The sequence below is a fragment of the Williamsia herbipolensis genome, from assembly GCF_036153515.1.
Classification (GTDB): Bacteria; Actinomycetota; Actinomycetes; order Mycobacteriales; family Mycobacteriaceae; genus Williamsia_A; species Williamsia_A herbipolensis.
On record NZ_CP108021.1, the window covers coordinates 2,664,115 to 2,680,766 of the forward strand.

Sequence of the window (16,652 nt, forward strand, 5' to 3'; positions counted from 1 at the left end):
GGACGACAGCTGTCGTCATCACTGCACGGGGTACTTGTGATGTGCACCACAAACGCTACGCCGAGCGACGTTGCAAGCCCGTTGCATCGTGGGAGCGGATGCGTAGCGTGAGGGACATGAGCAACCCCACTGTGACCTCCGTCGACATCGGTCCGAAGATCGTCGCCCGCCAGGTGCAGGTCAACGCGCCGGCGTCGCAGATCTTCGCCCTCGTCGCCGATCCGCACCGCCACCACGAGCTCGACGGGTCGGGCACCGTGCGCGACAGCGCCGTGAAGGGACCCGACCGCCTGACCACCGGCGCGAAGTTCAGCGTCGGGATGAAGCAGTTCGGCTTCCCCTACAAGATCACCTCGAAGGCGACCGAGATCGTGCCCGACAAGGTCGTCGAGTGGCAGCACCCGATGGGCCACAAGTGGCGCTGGGAACTCGATGAGACGACCCCCGGCGTCACCACGGTGACCGAGTCGTTCAACTACGGCACCGCCAAGGTCCCGGCAGCGCTGACCCTCATGGGCTACGACAAGAAGAACGGCGACGGCATCACCGAGACCCTCAAGCGACTCGCCGCACGCTTCGCCTGATCGTCGGGGCGATCACATCCGCGCGTAGCGGGCCATGACGAAGGCGTACACGCCGTAGGTGGCCACGCCGATGGCGGCGACGAAGAGCAGGATCTGACCGGCCGGGGCGGAGCCGAGCGCCTTCACGGCACCGTCGATGCCGGTGGCCTTCGAGGGATCTGCGCGCACCACGGCCACGCCGACGAGGATGCCCGCGATGGCCAGCACCACCCCCTTCGCGACGTAGCCGATGACCCCGGTGGTGCGGACCGCGGCGTTGTCGGCGATGGACAGGTCGTCCATGAAGTTCCCACTGATGCCTTTGTAGACGTGATAGCAGCCGACGCAGAAGACGACGACACCGACCACCACGAGCGCGAGTTTGCCTGCGCCCGAGCCCATCAACCGCGCACTGAGGCCGGCGTTCTCCTTGCTGCTCGAGGTGCCGTCGCCGAGGGCGAAACGCACCGCCGTCCACGCGAAGGCGAAGTAGATCACCGCGAGGCTCAGTGCTTTGCCGCGGTCGGCCAACCCCGACGCCCCTTTGTCGTCGGGGCCGTTGGGTTCGGTGGCGTGCACACCGACAATGGCCTCGGCCACACGCCAGAACGCCATCGCGACGAACGCGGCCGCGGCTGCCCATAGGGCGACGGTCCCGCCGGTGGTGCTCGCGACGGCCGACAGCGCGCCGGACTGGTCGGCGTTGCCGCCCGCCCCGACCGCGATGCGCACGATGACGTAGGCGATGAGGATGTGGACGATCCCGCTCGTGACGTGACCGGCACGGGCGGCGACCTCGAACCAGGCGTTGCCCGTGGCGTCGTCAGCGGCACGCACCACGCCGCCGGCACCGAACTTCCGCATCCGCTCACCCTAGAAAGTCCGACGTCACCCAAAATTCATCCCGGCGAGTCTTGACTCATTCCAGAAAAGTCGCGCATAGTGGTGGCGTGCACCCGGCGAGCGATCACACGGAGATGTTGCGCGCAGCGTCGCTGCGCGTGACACGTCCGCGCGTGGCGGTCCTCGACGCGGTGGCAGCTCATCCCCACGCCGACACCGACACCGTCTTCACCTCGGTGCGGACTGTTCTGCCCGAGGTGTCGCGTCAGGCGGTCTACGACGTCCTCGGCGCCCTCACGCGCGCCGGACTCGTGCGCCGCATCGAGCCCGCCGGCTCGGTCGCCCGGTACGAATCACGCGTCGGCGACAACCACCACCACGTCGTGTGCCGCTCGTGCGGTGCCATCGCCGACGTCGACTGCGCCGTCGGCGAGGCGCCGTGTCTCACCGCATCGACCAGCAACGGCTTCGAGATCGACGAAGCCGAGGTCATCTACTGGGGCCACTGCCCCCAGTGCACCATCGAACGCCGGGCGCGAACTCAGCACTGATCGCGAACGGCGTCTGCTCTACAGCCAGTTGTCAATCACCGGAAGGAATCTCGTGACCGAAGCCCACGAAACCCGCGAAAAAGAGATGAACGAGGAGCAGCCCGCCGACCACGCGTCGGGCGGATGCCCGGTGGTGCACGGCAACGCCGCACCGGTGGAGGGTGGCAACACCAACCGCGGATGGTGGCCCAACGCCCTCAACCTCGGCATCCTGCAGAAGAACCCGGCCGTCGCCAACCCGCTGGGTGAGGATTTCGACTACGCGAAGGCGTTCAGCGGCCTCGATCTCGCCGCGGTGAAGTCCGACATCACCGAGGTGCTCACCGACTCGAAGGACTGGTGGCCCGCCGACTGGGGCAACTACGGCCCGTTCTTCATCCGCATGGCCTGGCACTCGGCCGGCACCTACCGCGTCCACGACGGTCGCGGCGGCGCCGGAGCCGGCATGCAGCGCTTCGCCCCGCTCAACAGCTGGCCCGACAACGCCAGCCTCGACAAGGCGCGTCGTCTGCTGTGGCCCGTGAAGCAGAAGTACGGCAAGAGCCTGTCGTGGGCCGACCTGATCGTCCTCACCGGCAACGTCGCGCTGGAGTCGATGGGACTCGAGACCTTCGGTTTCGCCGGTGGTCGCGAGGACCGCTGGGAGCCCGAGGAGGACGTCTACTGGGGTCCCGAGCAGACCTGGCTCGGCGATGAGCGCTACAGCGGCGACCGCGAGCTCGAGACGCCGCTGGGCGCCGTGCAGATGGGCCTCATCTACGTCAATCCCGAAGGCCCCAACGGCAACCCGGACCCGCAGCTGTCGGCCAACGACATCCGCGAGACCTTCGGCCGCATGGCCATGAACGACCGTGAGACCGCCGCCCTGGTCGTCGGCGGCCACACGTTCGGCAAGGTGCACGGCGCGGGCGATCCCGAGAAGTACATCGGACCCGAGCCCGAGGGCGCACCGCTGGAGCAGATGGGTCTGGGCTGGAAGAACAGCTTCGGCACCGGCAACGCCGAGTACACGATCACCAGCGGCATCGAGGGCGCCTGGACGGCGACCCCCACCCAGTGGGACAACTCCTACCTCGAGACGCTGTACGGCTACGAGTGGGAGGTCCACAAGGGCCCCGGCGGCGCCTACCAGTGGCGTCCGCAGGACGGTGCCGCCACCGATCTCGTCCCCGACGCCCACGTCGAGGGCAAGAAGAACCCGCCCATGATGCTCACCAGCGACATGGCGATGCGCGTCGATCCGATCTACGAGGAGATCACCCGCGGCTGGCTCGCCGACCCCTCGTCGCTCGCCGACGAGTTCGCGCGCGCCTGGTTCAAGCTGCTCCACCGCGACATGGGACCCGTGGTCCGCTACCTCGGACCCGAGGTGCCCAGCGAAGAACTGCTGTGGCAGGACCCGATCCCCGCGGTCACCGGTGACCTCATCGGCGGCGAGGACATCGCAGCGCTCAAGGCGACGATCCTCGAGTCGGGCCTCACCGTCTCGCAGCTGATCAAGACCTCGTGGGCGGCGGCGTCGTCGTTCCGCGGCAGCGACAAGCGCGGTGGCGCCAACGGTGGCCGCATCCGCCTGCAGCCGCAGGCCGGGTGGGAGGTGAACGAGCCCGACGAGCTGGCCCAGGTGATCCGTTCGCTCGAGTCGATCCAGGAGTCGTTCAACGGCGCCGGTGGCGCGCAGGTCTCGTTCGCCGACCTCGTGGTGCTCGGCGGCGCGGCCGCCTTGGAGAAGGCCGCGAGCAACGCCGGTGTCGAGATCACCGTGCCGTTCACCCCGGGTCGTACCGACGCCACGCAGGAGCAGACCGACGTCGAGTCGTTCTCCTACCTCGAGCCGAAGGTCGACGGGTTCCGCAACTTCCTCGGCAAGGGCGATCGCCTTCCCGCGGAGTTCGCGCTGGTCGATCGGGCCAACCTGCTGACGCTGAGCGCACCGGAGCTGACCGTGCTCGTCGGCGGTCTGCGCGTGCTGGGCGCCAACCACGGCGGCTCGAAGCTGGGCGTGTTCACCGACAAGTCGGAGACGCTGTCGAACGACTTCTTCGTCAACCTCCTCGACATGGAGACCGTGTGGGAGCCCGTCGGTGACGAGCAGGGCACCTACGTCGGCAAGGACCGCTCCAGCGGAGCCGAGAAGTACACCGGCAGCCGCAACGACCTCGTGTTCGGGTCGAACTCGCAGCTGCGTGCGGTCGCCGAGGTCTACGCCGAGAACGACTCGAAGGAGAAGTTCGTGCACGACTTCGTCGCGGCGTGGGACAAGGTCATGATGGCCGATCGCTTCGACGTGAAGGGCTGACGCTCTCAGCTCCACACACCACGACACCCCGTCGACCCTCACCGGTCGGCGGGGTGTCGTCGTGTCAGGACTTCTCGTGCAGCGTCACGTGATAGCCGTCGGGATCGGCGAAGGTGACGGTGCGGCCGAACGGCCCGTCGAACGGTGCGGTGACGATCGGATGGCCGTCGGCGTCGAGGGCGTCGTGGATGGCCTGCACATCGGTGGCGTGCATCCACAGCGCCATCCCGATGCCGGGCTGAGGCACCGACTCCAGATCGGTGCCCGCGACGACCTCGCGCAGGGCGAAGGCGATCGGCGTCGTCGTGAACACCACCGCGTGCGGCGGTCCGGCCGGCGACCGGACCAGGCCGAGGTACTTCTCGTAGAACGCCTGCGACACAGCGAGATCGCGGGCCTGCAGGGAGATGAAATCGGGTCCGGTGACGGGCATGGGGTTCTCCTTCGGTCTGTGTCAGGTTCCTGACACAGACGAAGCTATGTCAGAATACTGACATGAGTCAAGAGGGCATCGATCTCGAGACGTCGATGGGGTATCTGCTCAAGGAGGCGTCGAGTGCGCTGCGCACGGCGATGGAGTCCGCGCTACGCCCACTGGGGCTGACGGTCACGCAGTACTCCTGCCTCGAACTCCTCGCCCAGCGGCCCGGGCTGTCGACGGCCGCGCTGGCGCGGGGAACGTTCGTCACACGGCAGTCGATGAACGTGCTGGTGCAGGCGCTGGAGCGAGACGGGTTCGTGCAACGCCCAGATCAGGCGCCCGTCGGCAAGGTGTTGCCGACCGAGCTCACCGCTCGCGGCCGTCGGAGCCTCGAGAAGGCGACCGTCGCCGTCCGATCGGTCGAGAAGGCCATGCTCGACGGCGTCGCCGACCGCGACCAGGCCACCGCCTTCGGTGTGCTGCGCCGCGTCGTCACCAACCTGGGTGCCGTGCCCGTCGTCGACTGAACGCTGCTGTCAGCCACCGGCGGTGAACGTCCGGCGGTACTGCTCGGGGCTCACGCCGCACGCCTTCCGAAAGGCCGCTCGCGTCGCCGACGGTGATCCGAGCCCGGTGCGCTCACCGAGCTGTTCTATCGGGAGGTCGGTGGTCTCGAGGATCTCGCGCGCGAGATCGATGCGGATGGCGGCGATCCATTGCGCCGGAGTCGAACCGGTCTCCTCGACGAAGGTGCGCACCAGGGTGCGCGGCGAGCACGGCACCCGCGCGGCGAGTTCGGCGATGGTGTGACGCCGGGCGGGGTCGGCGATCATCACCGCTCGCAGGTCGCGCAACCGTTCACCCCGCGGCTCGCGCACCGAGGCGGCGATGAACTGCGCCTGCCCGCCGTCGCGCCGCGGAGCGGCAACGATCGACCGCGCACGCTGGTTGGCCGCGGCCCCACCGAAATCGCGACCCACGATGTGCAGGCAGAGGTCGACGCCGGCCACCACTCCCGCCGAGGTGAGCACGTCACCGTCGTCGATGAACAGCGGTCGGGCGTCGACCGACACCTCCGGGTGCAGATCGCGAAGTCGGTCAGCCTCCTGCCAGTGGGTGGTCACCGTCCTGCCGCGTAGGAGCCCGGCCGCGGCCAGCGCGAAGACCCCGGTGCAGATGGAGACCATCCGCGCACCACGATCGGCTGCCGTTCGCAGGGCCTCGAGGGTCGGCCCCGAGATGGGCGCCGTGGGATCGGCGACACCGGGCACGACGACGGTCTGCGCGTGCGACAGCGCCTCGAGGGGGCGGGTTCCGACGATGGCGACGTCTCCGACCGGTGTCGGCCCCAGTCGCTCGTCGGCGCACACCATCACCGTGTAGCGCGGATCGAGGCCGAACACCTGCATCGGGATGCCGAGGTCGAGCGGCAACACACTCGGAAGTGCGAGCACCGCGACGGAATGGGTCATGCTGACCATTTTCGAGCGAGAGGTGCCCCGATGGCCACTGTTGTGGCCGGCGTGGTCGCGATGGACTACGTGCATGACCACATCACTCGATCTCCCCACCGACCCGATTGCCGTCGCCGCCGCCGCCCTCGCCCGGTCGACCGAGTCGAAATCGGTGTTCCACCACTCTGTCCGCAGCTACCTGTGGGCCACGTTGCTCGCCGAACACGAGAACGTCATGCACGACGCGGACTACGACGCCGGACTGCTCTTCGCCGCGACCGTGATGCACGATCTCGGCGTCGGCACGAGGGCACCGGGTGTCGCGCGGTTCGAGGTGGAGGGTGCCGACCTGGCCGCTGATCTCCTCACGCGGCACGGGGTGGGCGCAGACGACGTGGACCGGGTGTGGGAGGCGATCGCCATCCACACCAGTCCCGGCATCGCCGAACGCCGCGGTCTGCTGGCCTACCTCGTCCGGGAGGGAGTGGGAATCGATTTCGGGCGACAGGCCGAGGTCGTCGCCGACCACGAGGAGGTCGTCCACTCCCGGTTCCCGCGTCTGTCGATGGTGCGGTCGCTGGTCGACGCCATCGTCGACCATGCCGCACGCAACGACGCTGCCGCACCGCGGTATTCGACGCCCGGCGAGCTGCTGCGGGAGAGGCGCGACAACGGCGTCACGCGCATGGAACTCGCCGCAGCCGACTCACCGTGGCGCAGCTGAGCGGTCCCGACCGGTCAGCGGATGCGAGGAGCCCCGAGCACCACGTCGCGATAGGTGATGACGTTGCCGCGATAGGCCCGATCGGGGAACAACCGGCGCAGGGGCTCGCTCCCCGTGGTCGACACGGTCACGGTGGTCTCGGTGGTGGTGATGTCGAAGTCCGGGATGTCGAGGGCGCCGGTGCGGGCACGTGACCCGTCGGCGAACACCTGCTCCATGCCGCTGAGCGCCGGGACGATCACCGACGACAGGATGGGCCACCCGAGCGCCTTCGGGACCGCGAGGGCGCGGGCGGGCGCGGCGTCACCGACGCTCACCCCCACCGACCAGCCGTCGCCGGAGGCGGTGAACTCACTGCGCTCGGCCGGGTCGCCGGAGAACTCGGCGAGGACCTTGGGCAGAGCCCAGTTCTCGCGACCCCCACGCATGGTGGCCGCCGAGTCGACGGGCAGGAACGGGATGTGCCCGAACACGCCGCCGGGGCGCGCGTAGACGATGACGCCGCCGAGCTCGTTGTAGGTGCCGACCGGCGTGTAGCTGTAGCGCACGCCGAACCCGACACGGAGCAGCGGGACCGCGAAGCGGGCCAGGGCCGGTGGGAGGAGGTCGCGGTCGGAGCGACGCGCCTTCGCCGACCAGAACACCCCGCTGCCGGCGATGGACCAGGGTGCGGGGCTGCCCATGTCGGGCAGTGCGTCGTTCATGGCGGGTGTGGCGACACCCTCGGGGATGGTCGACGCCAGGCCTCGCCAGCGCGACTCGCTCGATGCGATGGGGTTCGCGACCACGTCGTCACTTCCTTCCGACGGCGTGACGCCCACGCCGATATGGAACAAACTAACAGAAACGTTCCATTGAGCGGGAGGAGTCGACGGGACTCAGTTCGCCGCCACCGGTGGCACCGGGGGGCGTCGGGGGGTCATGCCCGGGGCGACGACCGCGGCGAGGACCGCGATCGCGGCGAGCGTCCACCATGCGTGCGTGAACGAGGTGTGGGCCGCGGCGTACCCGATCGGCGTCCCGATGACCGCGACGATGATGCTGACGCCGAGCGCCGTGCCGATCTGCCGACTCATGTTGACCACGGCACTGCCGGTCGCGGCCTGTGCGGGCGGCAGGTCGGCGGTCGCCGACGACAGGATCGAGGGCAGTGCCAGACCGATGCCGCTGCCGCCGATGAGCAGGCTGGGCAGCATGTCGCCCACATAGTCCGGTGTCTGGCCCACCGATGCGGCCAGGAGCAACGCGCCGCCCGCCATGAGCGCGCAGCCGACACCGACGATGACGCCGATCGGTACCCGACGGGTGGCCAGCTGGTGTCCGACGACGGTGAACAGCGGGACCATCAACGGCCCGGGCACCACCGCGAAGCCGGTGCGGATCGCCGAGTAGCCCCAGACCTGTTGCATCCACAGGATGTTCACCAGCAGCGAGGCCGCGAACGGGATGGAGAACAGGACCGCGGTCGCGTTGGCGAAGGAGAAGGCGCGGACCCGCAACAGCGCCGCGTCGATCACCGGGGACCGGTGGCGGGCGGAGCTGACGACGAACAGGCCCAGCGTGATCGCCGAGACGATCCATGCGGTCAGGGTGCGTGGGTCGGCCCAGCCCCAGTCGGGGCCCTCGACCAGTCCGAGGGTGAGCGCACCGATCGACACGGCGAGGAGCGCGGCACCGAGCATGTCGGGGAACGGGGTCGGCGAATCGTCACGCGAGCGATCGACCACGATGACCGCCCCCACGAAGGCGATGATCCCGACCGGGATGTTCACGAGGAAGATCCAGCGCCAGGACGCCTCGACCAGCATGCCGCCCAACGCCGGACCGAGGGCAGCGGCCAGCGCGCCGGTGGCCGCCCAGATCCGGACCGCCCGGGCACGGTTGGCCGGGGTGGCCGCCGCGATCACCAGGCCCAGGCTCGAGGGCGTGAGGATCGCCGCGCCGACGGCCTGCACCACGCGCGCGGCGACCAACCACCAGACACCGTCGCTCGCCGCGCACGCGGCACTGGCGACGGTGAACAGCGCGAGGCCGAACAGGAAGCTCTCCTTGCGGCCGAATCGATCCGCGAGACGCCCGGCCGGGACCAGCAACGCGGCGTAGACGATGGTGTACGCGTTGAGGATCCACGACAGCTGCGACAGCGGGATCGACTGCGTCGGATCCGATCCCGCGAAGTCGCGGCCGATGTCGTCGAAGGCGACATTGACGATGAACACGTCGAGGCTGGCCATGAACGCGGCCAACGAGAGGACGAACAGAACGACGCCGGGACGGCGGGTGGCAGTCGTCTCCGACGCCGCAACTCTGGTGTTGACCATAGCGATCAACCTAGGCCCTGACTACACCAGGGTCAATTCAGACACGGTCCGATCAGGTGCGGCGCCCGCGCCGCAGTCGCAGGGCGTCGAGATTCACCTCGTCGCCGGCTGACGTACGGACCGACACACCGACCCGCTCCCCCGCCGCATCCACGACCTCGACCGGCGGGCCCTGCGGTTGGAGGTGACGGTCGCCCCACTCCATCATCGCCAGCACCACCGGGAGCAGATCGCGTCCCTTGTCGGTGAGGACGTACTCGTGACGCGGACGCGATCCCGGCTCCTGATAGGGGCGCTTGGCAAAGATCCCGTCGGACACGAGTTGCTTGAGTCGGGTGGCCGCGGCGGCATCGGTCACGCCGACGCGCTGGGCGAAGTCGGCGAACCGCGTGGTGCCGTAGAACGCCTCACGCAGGAACAACATGGCGGTACGCGATCCGACGACCTCGAGTGCCTTGGCCACCGAACACTCCTCGGCCGTCCACCGACTGCGATCAGCGAGTACCCCGTCGAGATTCATTGCCATGACCCACATCCTACGCTGGCTCTATCGCGATCTGGCCAGAGTCGACGGAGCGGCCTCAGCTGTCGAGCCCGAAGCGTCTGTCCAACAGGGCAACTCGCCCCAACGCCTGCGCATGACCGGGATCGCTCGGACCGATCGCCGACGCGAGTGCCTGCCAGGCCGCGGCGTCGTCACGCCCGTGCACAGAATCGGTCCACGCCTGCAGCGCACGTCGTTCGTGTCCGCGCATCACCGCCGAACGGATATCGGCGGTGATCTCCTCGAACAGTTCCACCACGCCGGGAGCGTGGGACTGGGCGAGCAGCCCGCCGCGACCCAGTTCGTCGATCGCGCCGACCACATCGCCATCGCGGACCCGCTCGGTCATGCGGTGCACGTCGGAGTCGATGTGCACACCGAGCCGGTACGGGCGCGACAACACGACCTCGGCGCCGAGATCGCGTCGCAGCCGGGATATCTCGGCGCGCACGGTCACCGCGTCGACGCCGGTGTCGGACAGTTTCGCGGCCAGCTCCTCGGTACCCAGACCGTGGGGATGGTGGGCCAGCAGCAACAGGATCTCGGCGTGACGCGGACTCAGGCGATGGGTGCGGCCGTCGAGGACCACCTGCAGGCCCGCGACATCGGTCACCGACAACCGCGCACCGGAGGTGTGATCCGACCCGGCGATCTGGCCGAGATCGACTCCGCCGTACCGCATCTGCATCTCGATCGCGGCGACCACCGACCGGACGGTCGACATCGCGAACGGTGCCGCGACCTGTCGTCCACCGGTGATGTCGAGGACACCGATGACGTGCCCGGTCACCGGGTCGTGCACGGGCGCCGCGGCGCAGCTCCACTCCTGCACCGGTTCGGCGAAGTGCTCGCTGCCCACGATCTGCACCCCGCGATCGACCGCGAGGGCCAGGCCGGGGGCGTTCGTACCGACGGTCTCCTCCGACCAGATCGCGCCCTCGACGAAGTCGATGGCGGCTGCGCGGTCGCGGGCGGCGCGGTCCCCCTCGAGCCACAGCAGGCGTCCGACCTCGTCGGTGAGAGCCACCACCACCCCGGCGCCGCCGATGTCGTCGAGCATCAGCGAACGGACCAGCGGACGCATCGCGGTCATCGGGTGTGCGGCCCGGTAGGTGTCGAAGTCCGCCGACGTCATGTCGGCGACGGTGGACCCGGCCGGGTCGACACCGCGCCGCAGGGACCGCATCCAGGAGTCGCGGACCACCGAACGCATCGAGTCCCGCCGCGTGGATCGGTCGGCGAGGAACCGCTCGAAGGCCAACCGGACCTGTTCCGGCTGCTCGAGCGATCGGTTGGATGTTCCCGCCACGGCCGCCATTGTGCCAGGACGAGCGGGCGATGTGTGGCGTGCGCCACAGACCGCCCCGAGGTCAGACGGCCGAGCGCGCGATCAGTTCGTCCGCGGCGTCGGTCGAGACGGCGCCGACGCGTCGCATGAACCGCGCAACCCGCGGCATCACCTCGGCCTGACGGTGGATCGCGGCGTGGATCAGCCAGCGTGCCGCCTCCGACGACGACAGCGCCGGCGCCTCGGTGTACTCGTCGGTCGGCGAGATCATCGGGGTCCGGACCAGCGGGAAGAACACCGTGGTCACCGCGATACCCGTGCCCCGCAGCTCGGCGGCGATGCTGCGGCCGAACGCGGTCAGCGCGGACTTCGAGCCGGCGTACGCGGAGAACTTGGGCATCGCGCCCATCGGGATGCCCCAGGTGGAGACGTTGATGAACTGTCCGCTGCCTCGCTCGCGCATCGCCGGGAGGAAGCCGAGCGTGAGCTGCACCGGGCCGAAGTAGTTGATCGCCATGGTGCGCTGGTAGTCGTGCAGGCGGTCGGTCGAATCGAGCACGTCGCGCCGGATGGAGCGTCCCGCGTTGTTGATGACGATGTCGGGGCACCCGTGGTCGGCGATGACGGCCTCGATGAGGCGGGCGATGTCCTCGGTGTCGGACAGGTCCGCGGGGAGAGGGTGGGCGAGCCCGCCGTCGGCGCGGATGCCGGCCGCCACGGTCTCGAGTTCCTCGGCCCGTCGCGCCACGAGCAACACGTTCGCACCGTGTTTGGCGAACTTGCGCGCGGCCGCCTCGCCGATACCCGACGACGATCCGGTGATGAGGACGGTCTTGCCCTCCAGCCCCTCGGCCGGAGCACGGGTGAGGTCGACGAGGTCGCGCACCGAGCGCGGTCGCTGCATCGCGGTCCGCACCACGCGGTTGGTCAACGAGGTCACTGCGTTCGCCATGGCCAAACGGTAGATCACCGCTGTTCTCGCCGCGACGGCCGGTGATCGGCACACTGGTGTGATGAAGACACTCCTCAACATCATCTGGCTGGTGCTCTGCGGGTTCTGGATGGCCATCGGCTACGTGGTGGCCGGCATCGTGTGTTGCATCCTGATCATCACCATCCCGTTCGGGATCGCCTCGTTCCGCATCGCGGGCTACGCCCTGTGGCCGTTCGGCCGCACGGTCGTGCGCGATCCGTCGGCCGGTGCCGCGTCGGCGGTGGGCAACGTGATCTGGCTGATCTTCGCGGGCATCTGGCTCGCGATCGGCCACATCGGCACCGGTATCGTGCTGTGCCTCACCATCATCGGGATCCCGCTGGGTATCGCCAACTTCAAGATGATCCCCATCTCGCTGCTGCCTCTGGGCTCCCGCATCGTCTCCACCGACGTCCGTCTCGCGCCCCCGGTCACCAACCCTGCGGTCCGGTACTGACGGCACCCGTCAGAGCTGACGTTCCTCGCGCTCGAGCAGGCCGGCGACGAACACGATCGCCGCGATCACCGACGTGATGCCGGCGAACCAGTAGAAGGTCTCGGTGATGCCGAGGTGCGTCGAGACGAGTCCGGCGATGATCGCGGGCACGGAGATGGCGATGTAGGCGATCACGAAATACGCCGCGAGCACCTCACCGCGCTGGGCGTCGGGTGCGACCTGCGTGACGCGACGGGTCCCGGACATGAACGCCAGACCGAATCCCACACCGGTCGCGACGGCCCCTATGAAGAAGACGGCCGAACTCGACGTCGCGAGAGCGATCGAGGCGAGCACCAGACCGACGATGAGTGCGGCCGACCCCACCAGCGCCGACGAGCGTATCGACGCGGTCGGGCGGCTGAGGTTCCACACGAGCTGACCGAGACCACCGACACCCTGGACCGCGAGGATCACCAACCCCGCCACGAGGTGGTTGTTGACGTGCAGGAGCTCCTTGGCGAGGGTGCCGCCGAGGGCGAGGTAGAGCCCACCGACCGACCAGGCGGCGGTCACGCTGAGCCCGCCGATGGCGAACTCCTGCCGGATCCCGGCCGGCAGGCTGAGTCGCTGGAGACGGAACAGGCTGCTGCGCAGCGACTGCCGTGCGGTGACGGTCTCGGGTACCCAGATGGCGATCCCGATGAGGACCAGCACCGACAACCCCGCGACCACGAGGTAGGGCAGCACCAGACGGGCTGGAGCCCACTGCGCGAGCATGCCGGTCAGCACGGCGCCGAACGCGATGCCCGACGCCGTCGCGGTGCTGTTCACCAGCGAGGCGATGCGGTGGTCACGACGAAAGTGCAACTCCGACAGCGCGGCTCCGGCGGCACCGGTGAAGACACCGGTCGCGACACCCTGGATGGCGCGGGCGACGTAGAGCCACCCGACGTTGTCGGCGAACACGAACACCACCATGCTGGCCGCCAGCACACCGATGCTCCCGATCATCACCGGCCGGCGGCCGATGCGGTCGGAGAGGCCGCCCATGGTCAACAGCGCCACCAGAACGCCACCGGCGTAGATCCCGTAGATGAGGGTGACCGTCGTGGCGGAGAACCCCCACTTGGCCTGGTAGTCGACGTACAGCGGCGACGGGGTGCCGCTGGCCGCCAGAGCGAGAGCGGTGGCCGCGGTCACCAACCAGAACGACAGGCGTGAGCGGGTCGGCTCCGGCGCGGCGGTCGGCGTCTCGAGATCGGCCTCGACCAACGCGGATCCGACGACATCGTTCGAGACGGTGGCGCTCGTCGGTGTGGGTGACATGGGTTCTCCGATCGGTGCGGGTCGACAGACGGGTCCGATGGCCATGACGCTATCGCCGGCGGAACGGGAGAGGGTAAGACGCGTTTGCGGTGCGGGCTATAGTCAGATGACTATGACCCTGACAACCGCGCGCCCGCCGCATCGCGCCTGCGACCGGTACCGATGAGCGACCTCGACGAGGTCACGTTCCGCCATCTGCGGTACTTCCTCACCGTGGTGCGCGAGGGCAGCGTCTCGGCGGCCGCCAAAGAGCTCCACCTGGCACAACCGAGTCTGAGCCACCAGCTCCGAAAGCTCGAGGGGCGCGTCGGTGTCGAACTGTTCGCGCGGTCGGCCGGCGGGATGACACTGACCCCGGCCGGGCGACGCTTCCTCGAGGGTGTCGACTCCCTGCCGTCGGCGCTGCGTGCCGCGGTCGACGCCGCGGTGCGGACCAGCCACGCCTGGTCGCTCGGCGTGTGCTCGGGCGTGCCGGCCCACGTCGTCGAGCTGGTGGAGGTGGCGCTCGAGGCGCAGGCGCGCGAGGAGTTCGAGACCTCCGCCCGCATCGAGCTCCGATCGGCGGGGTCGAGCCGTCAGTCGACCCTCCTCGAGCACGGTGAGTTGACCTTCGGGCTGGTCAGGCTCCCGCTGACCTCGCAACGCCTGGTCGGCGCCGAGGTGTGGCGCGAGGAGCTCGGTGCAGTCGTCGGCAGGCACCACCCGTTCGCCGACGTCGACACTGTGCCGTGGGAACGCCTCGTGTCACAGCGTTTGCTGTGGTTCGACACCGCGACCGCGCCGCTCTTCGCGAGTTCGCTGCTCGCCGCCCTGGGCGTGCACGGCTGGGAGCCCGACCTCGTGGTGGCCGACACCAGCAGGCACATCCTGTTCCAGCACGTCCTGCAGACCAACCCCGATCTGGTGTCCCTGCGGCCGCGGTCGGCGATCGAGCCCGATCCCGTCCTGCGATGGAAGCCGATCACCGGCGGACCACCACTCGTCGAGAGGCTCGGTCTCACCGCCACCCGCGGCACCCCGCACGCCGACGTGCTCGCCCGCGCGGCAACGGCCAATCACTGGATCACCCAGCCATAGTCGAAGGACTATGGCCGGACATCCCGGCGTTCGATCCCGACCCGACGCCGAGGGTTCCCAATCGCGTCCTGACCGGTAGGGGACACAGGCGTAGCATTTAGCTATGCGTACGAACAAGGACTCCTGGACCATCACCTCCAGCGTGGGCCGCACCGCCCTGCTCGTCGCCCTCGGACGGGCACTGGAGACCCGACGCCCCGACGCGCTGATCCGAGACCGGTTCGCCGAGGCCTTCGTCCGCGCCGCGGGCGAGGACTCCCTGACGCCGGAGGCGATCGACGAGCTCGTCGACAGCGATCCGTCGGTGGCCGGCTCGGTGACCATGCTGCGGGACATGATGGCTGCGCGCACCCTGCGCATCGACACCGCCGTCGCCGACGCGACCGCATCGGGGTGCGCACAGGCCGTCATCCTCGCCTCTGGTCTCGACGCACGCGCCCATCGACTCCCGTGGGCATCCGGCACACCGGTGTTCGAGGTCGATCAGCCCGCGGTCCTGGAGTTCAAGAACGGGGTCCTCGACCAACTCGACGCGCAGACCGCCGCCCATCGGACGACCGTCGCCTGCGACCTGCGTGACGACTGGCTCGGCGCCCTGCGCGACGCAGGCTTCCGTGACGACATCCCCACGGTGTGGCTCGCGGAGGGACTCCTCCCCTACCTGCGCGCCGAGGACCAGCAGACCCTGCTCACCACCATCGGATCCGCCGCGCCCTCGGGCAGCGTGCTGATCCTCGACGTCCCCCGCGAACCGTTCGAACCCGACCACGCCGACTTCGACGCCTCTGCGTTCGGCGTCACGATGGACGAGCTGTTCTTCGACATCGGCCAGTTCGCCACACAGGACTGGCTCGACGGTCACGGTTGGGCGACGACCTCGGACTCCCTGGTGTCCCTGCTGTCGGAGTACGGTCGGCCCGCGCCCGAGGGTTCGCCGTGGACCCGCATGCAGCAGTCGCTCGATCTGGTTGTGGCGCATCGCCGCTGAGGTGAAGTTACCGAGGGAGTTGTCACGCGCCGTTCACCCGGACGATCACCGGGTGTCATCGGTGACGACCACACTCTTGTGCATGCTAACGACCTCTTCGCGCACCTCACACCGCCGCGTCACCACACGCCTGGCCACCACGCTCGCCGGTCTCGCCACCGCGGGCGCCATCGCCTTCGCGACCCCGGCCACCGCAGACGCAGCGATCTCCAATTGCTACCTGGCGAATCTGCCGGCGCAGGCCACGCAGACCGTGAACCTGATCCAATCCGGCGGTCCGTTCCCCTACCCCAACAACGACGGGGTCGTGTTCTCCAACCGCGAGGGTGTGCTGCCCGCGCAGTCGTCGAGCTACTACCACGAGTACACGGTGCCCACCCCCGGTGCGTCGACCCGGGGAGCTCGTCGGATCGTCACCGGCGGAACGCCGCTCACCTCCCCGCCGCACTACTACTACACCGGTGACCACTACGGCTCGTTCTGCGAGATAGTGGACGCATGACCGATGCCCCCGCCCGTTCCTCGGACCCGGTGCGCTACGAGATCGACGGCAGCGCGATCACGTCACCCGAGGACTTCTACACCGAGATCGGGCGGGCGGTGAACGGTCCCGGCGGCTACTTCGGTGCGAACCTCGATGCGTTGGCCGATTGTCTCCGTGGGGGTTTCGGCACCCCGGACGACCGGCCCTTCGAATTCGAGTGGAGTCACAGCGCCGCCGCCCGAACGCAACTGTCGACGCAGATGCGGGGCGACCGTTCGGTCTTCGACCACATCATCGAGGTGTTCGCCGACTGCGGCGTGCCGCTGCGGCTGAGCTGACGACGATCCGCTGACGCCG

The 16,652-nt window shown here is 69.0% G+C and carries 19 protein-coding genes; 10 read left to right on the forward strand and 9 right to left on the reverse strand.

The window, feature by feature from the left end; all coding sequences use genetic code 11:
* The first annotated feature begins 116 nt into the window (after positions 1-116).
* Positions 117-584, forward strand: coding sequence for an SRPBCC family protein (locus OG579_RS11920; protein WP_328856099.1), 468 nt, complete (start codon positions 117-119; stop codon positions 582-584).
* A gap of 12 nt (positions 585-596) precedes the next feature.
* Here the strand turns inward: OG579_RS11920 and OG579_RS11925 are convergent, their stop codons facing one another.
* Positions 597-1,427, reverse strand: a complete 831-nt coding sequence (locus OG579_RS11925) for a DUF1206 domain-containing protein (RefSeq protein ID WP_328856100.1) — start codon at positions 1,425-1,427, stop codon at positions 597-599.
* A gap of 113 nt (positions 1,428-1,540) precedes the next feature.
* On the opposite strand from OG579_RS11925, the gene OG579_RS11930 reads away from it, so the two are divergent.
* On the forward strand, positions 1,541-1,957 hold the full coding sequence (locus OG579_RS11930) for a Fur family transcriptional regulator (protein ID WP_045820991.1): 417 nt from the start codon (positions 1,541-1,543) through the stop codon (positions 1,955-1,957).
* Between the two features lie 85 nt (positions 1,958-2,042).
* Positions 2,043-4,256: a catalase/peroxidase HPI gene (katG, locus tag OG579_RS11935; protein ID WP_328856101.1), complete on the forward strand. Its 2,214-nt coding sequence runs from the start codon at positions 2,043-2,045 to the stop codon at positions 4,254-4,256.
* Positions 4,257-4,320: 64 nt separating this feature from the next.
* On the opposite strand, the gene OG579_RS11940 is transcribed toward katG, so the two are convergent.
* Positions 4,321-4,689, reverse strand: a complete 369-nt coding sequence (locus OG579_RS11940; RefSeq protein ID WP_328856102.1) for a VOC family protein — start codon at positions 4,687-4,689, stop codon at positions 4,321-4,323.
* Positions 4,690-4,751: 62 nt separating this feature from the next.
* On the opposite strand from OG579_RS11940, the gene OG579_RS11945 reads away from it, so the two are divergent.
* Entirely contained in the window at positions 4,752-5,204 is a 453-nt protein-coding gene (locus OG579_RS11945) for a MarR family winged helix-turn-helix transcriptional regulator (protein ID WP_328856103.1), read from the forward strand.
* Between the two features lie 9 nt (positions 5,205-5,213).
* Here the strand turns inward: OG579_RS11945 and OG579_RS11950 are convergent, their stop codons facing one another.
* Complete coding sequence (locus OG579_RS11950; protein WP_328856104.1) at positions 5,214-6,149, reverse strand: GlxA family transcriptional regulator; 936 nt, start codon at positions 6,147-6,149, stop codon at positions 5,214-5,216.
* Positions 6,150-6,222: 73 nt separating this feature from the next.
* Between OG579_RS11950 and OG579_RS11955 the strand changes: the two genes are divergently transcribed.
* Positions 6,223-6,855, forward strand: a complete 633-nt coding sequence (locus OG579_RS11955; protein WP_328856105.1) for an HD domain-containing protein — start codon at positions 6,223-6,225, stop codon at positions 6,853-6,855.
* Between the two features lie 14 nt (positions 6,856-6,869).
* Here the strand turns inward: OG579_RS11955 and OG579_RS11960 are convergent, their stop codons facing one another.
* The 5 genes from OG579_RS11960 to OG579_RS11980 form a co-directional block, all read right to left on the reverse strand.
* On the reverse strand, positions 6,870-7,643 hold the full coding sequence (locus OG579_RS11960; protein ID WP_328856106.1) for an acetoacetate decarboxylase family protein: 774 nt from the start codon (positions 7,641-7,643) through the stop codon (positions 6,870-6,872).
* Positions 7,644-7,733: 90 nt separating this feature from the next.
* Entirely contained in the window at positions 7,734-9,176 is a 1,443-nt protein-coding gene (locus OG579_RS11965) for an MFS transporter (protein ID WP_328856107.1), read from the reverse strand.
* Positions 9,177-9,228: 52 nt separating this feature from the next.
* Complete coding sequence (locus OG579_RS11970; protein WP_328856108.1) at positions 9,229-9,702, reverse strand: winged helix-turn-helix transcriptional regulator; 474 nt, start codon at positions 9,700-9,702, stop codon at positions 9,229-9,231.
* 55 nt (positions 9,703-9,757) lie between these two features.
* A complete protein-coding gene (locus tag OG579_RS11975; protein WP_408068668.1) occupies positions 9,758-11,038 on the reverse strand; it encodes a GAF domain-containing protein in 1,281 nt (426 codons plus the stop codon).
* Positions 11,039-11,090: 52 nt separating this feature from the next.
* Positions 11,091-11,960, reverse strand: a complete 870-nt coding sequence (locus OG579_RS11980) for an SDR family NAD(P)-dependent oxidoreductase (protein WP_328856109.1) — start codon at positions 11,958-11,960, stop codon at positions 11,091-11,093.
* A gap of 61 nt (positions 11,961-12,021) precedes the next feature.
* Here OG579_RS11980 and OG579_RS11985 point away from each other — a divergent pair, with 61 nt between their 5' ends.
* Positions 12,022-12,438, forward strand: a complete 417-nt coding sequence (locus tag OG579_RS11985) for a YccF domain-containing protein (protein WP_045820917.1) — start codon at positions 12,022-12,024, stop codon at positions 12,436-12,438.
* 9 nt (positions 12,439-12,447) lie between these two features.
* Here OG579_RS11985 and OG579_RS11990 read toward each other — a convergent pair whose 3' ends face one another.
* Positions 12,448-13,746 (reverse strand): MFS transporter, encoded by a 1,299-nt coding sequence (locus OG579_RS11990; RefSeq protein ID WP_328856110.1) that lies wholly within the window; start codon positions 13,744-13,746, stop codon positions 12,448-12,450.
* A 162-nt stretch (positions 13,747-13,908) separates the two neighbouring features.
* Here OG579_RS11990 and OG579_RS11995 point away from each other — a divergent pair, with 162 nt between their 5' ends.
* From OG579_RS11995 to OG579_RS12010, 4 genes are all read left to right on the forward strand, one after another.
* The gene (locus OG579_RS11995) at positions 13,909-14,823 is read left to right on the forward strand and encodes a LysR family transcriptional regulator (RefSeq protein ID WP_328856111.1); all 915 of its coding nucleotides are present in this window, start codon (positions 13,909-13,911) and stop codon (positions 14,821-14,823) included.
* A gap of 103 nt (positions 14,824-14,926) precedes the next feature.
* Positions 14,927-15,811, forward strand: coding sequence for an SAM-dependent methyltransferase (locus OG579_RS12000; RefSeq protein WP_328856112.1), 885 nt, complete (start codon positions 14,927-14,929; stop codon positions 15,809-15,811).
* A gap of 82 nt (positions 15,812-15,893) precedes the next feature.
* Complete coding sequence (locus OG579_RS12005; RefSeq protein ID WP_328856113.1) at positions 15,894-16,313, forward strand: ribonuclease domain-containing protein; 420 nt, start codon at positions 15,894-15,896, stop codon at positions 16,311-16,313.
* Positions 16,310-16,633, forward strand: a complete 324-nt coding sequence (locus tag OG579_RS12010; protein ID WP_328856114.1) for a barstar family protein — start codon at positions 16,310-16,312, stop codon at positions 16,631-16,633. Before OG579_RS12005 ends, OG579_RS12010 begins: the two co-directional genes overlap by 4 nt.
* Positions 16,634-16,652: the final 19 nt, after the last annotated feature.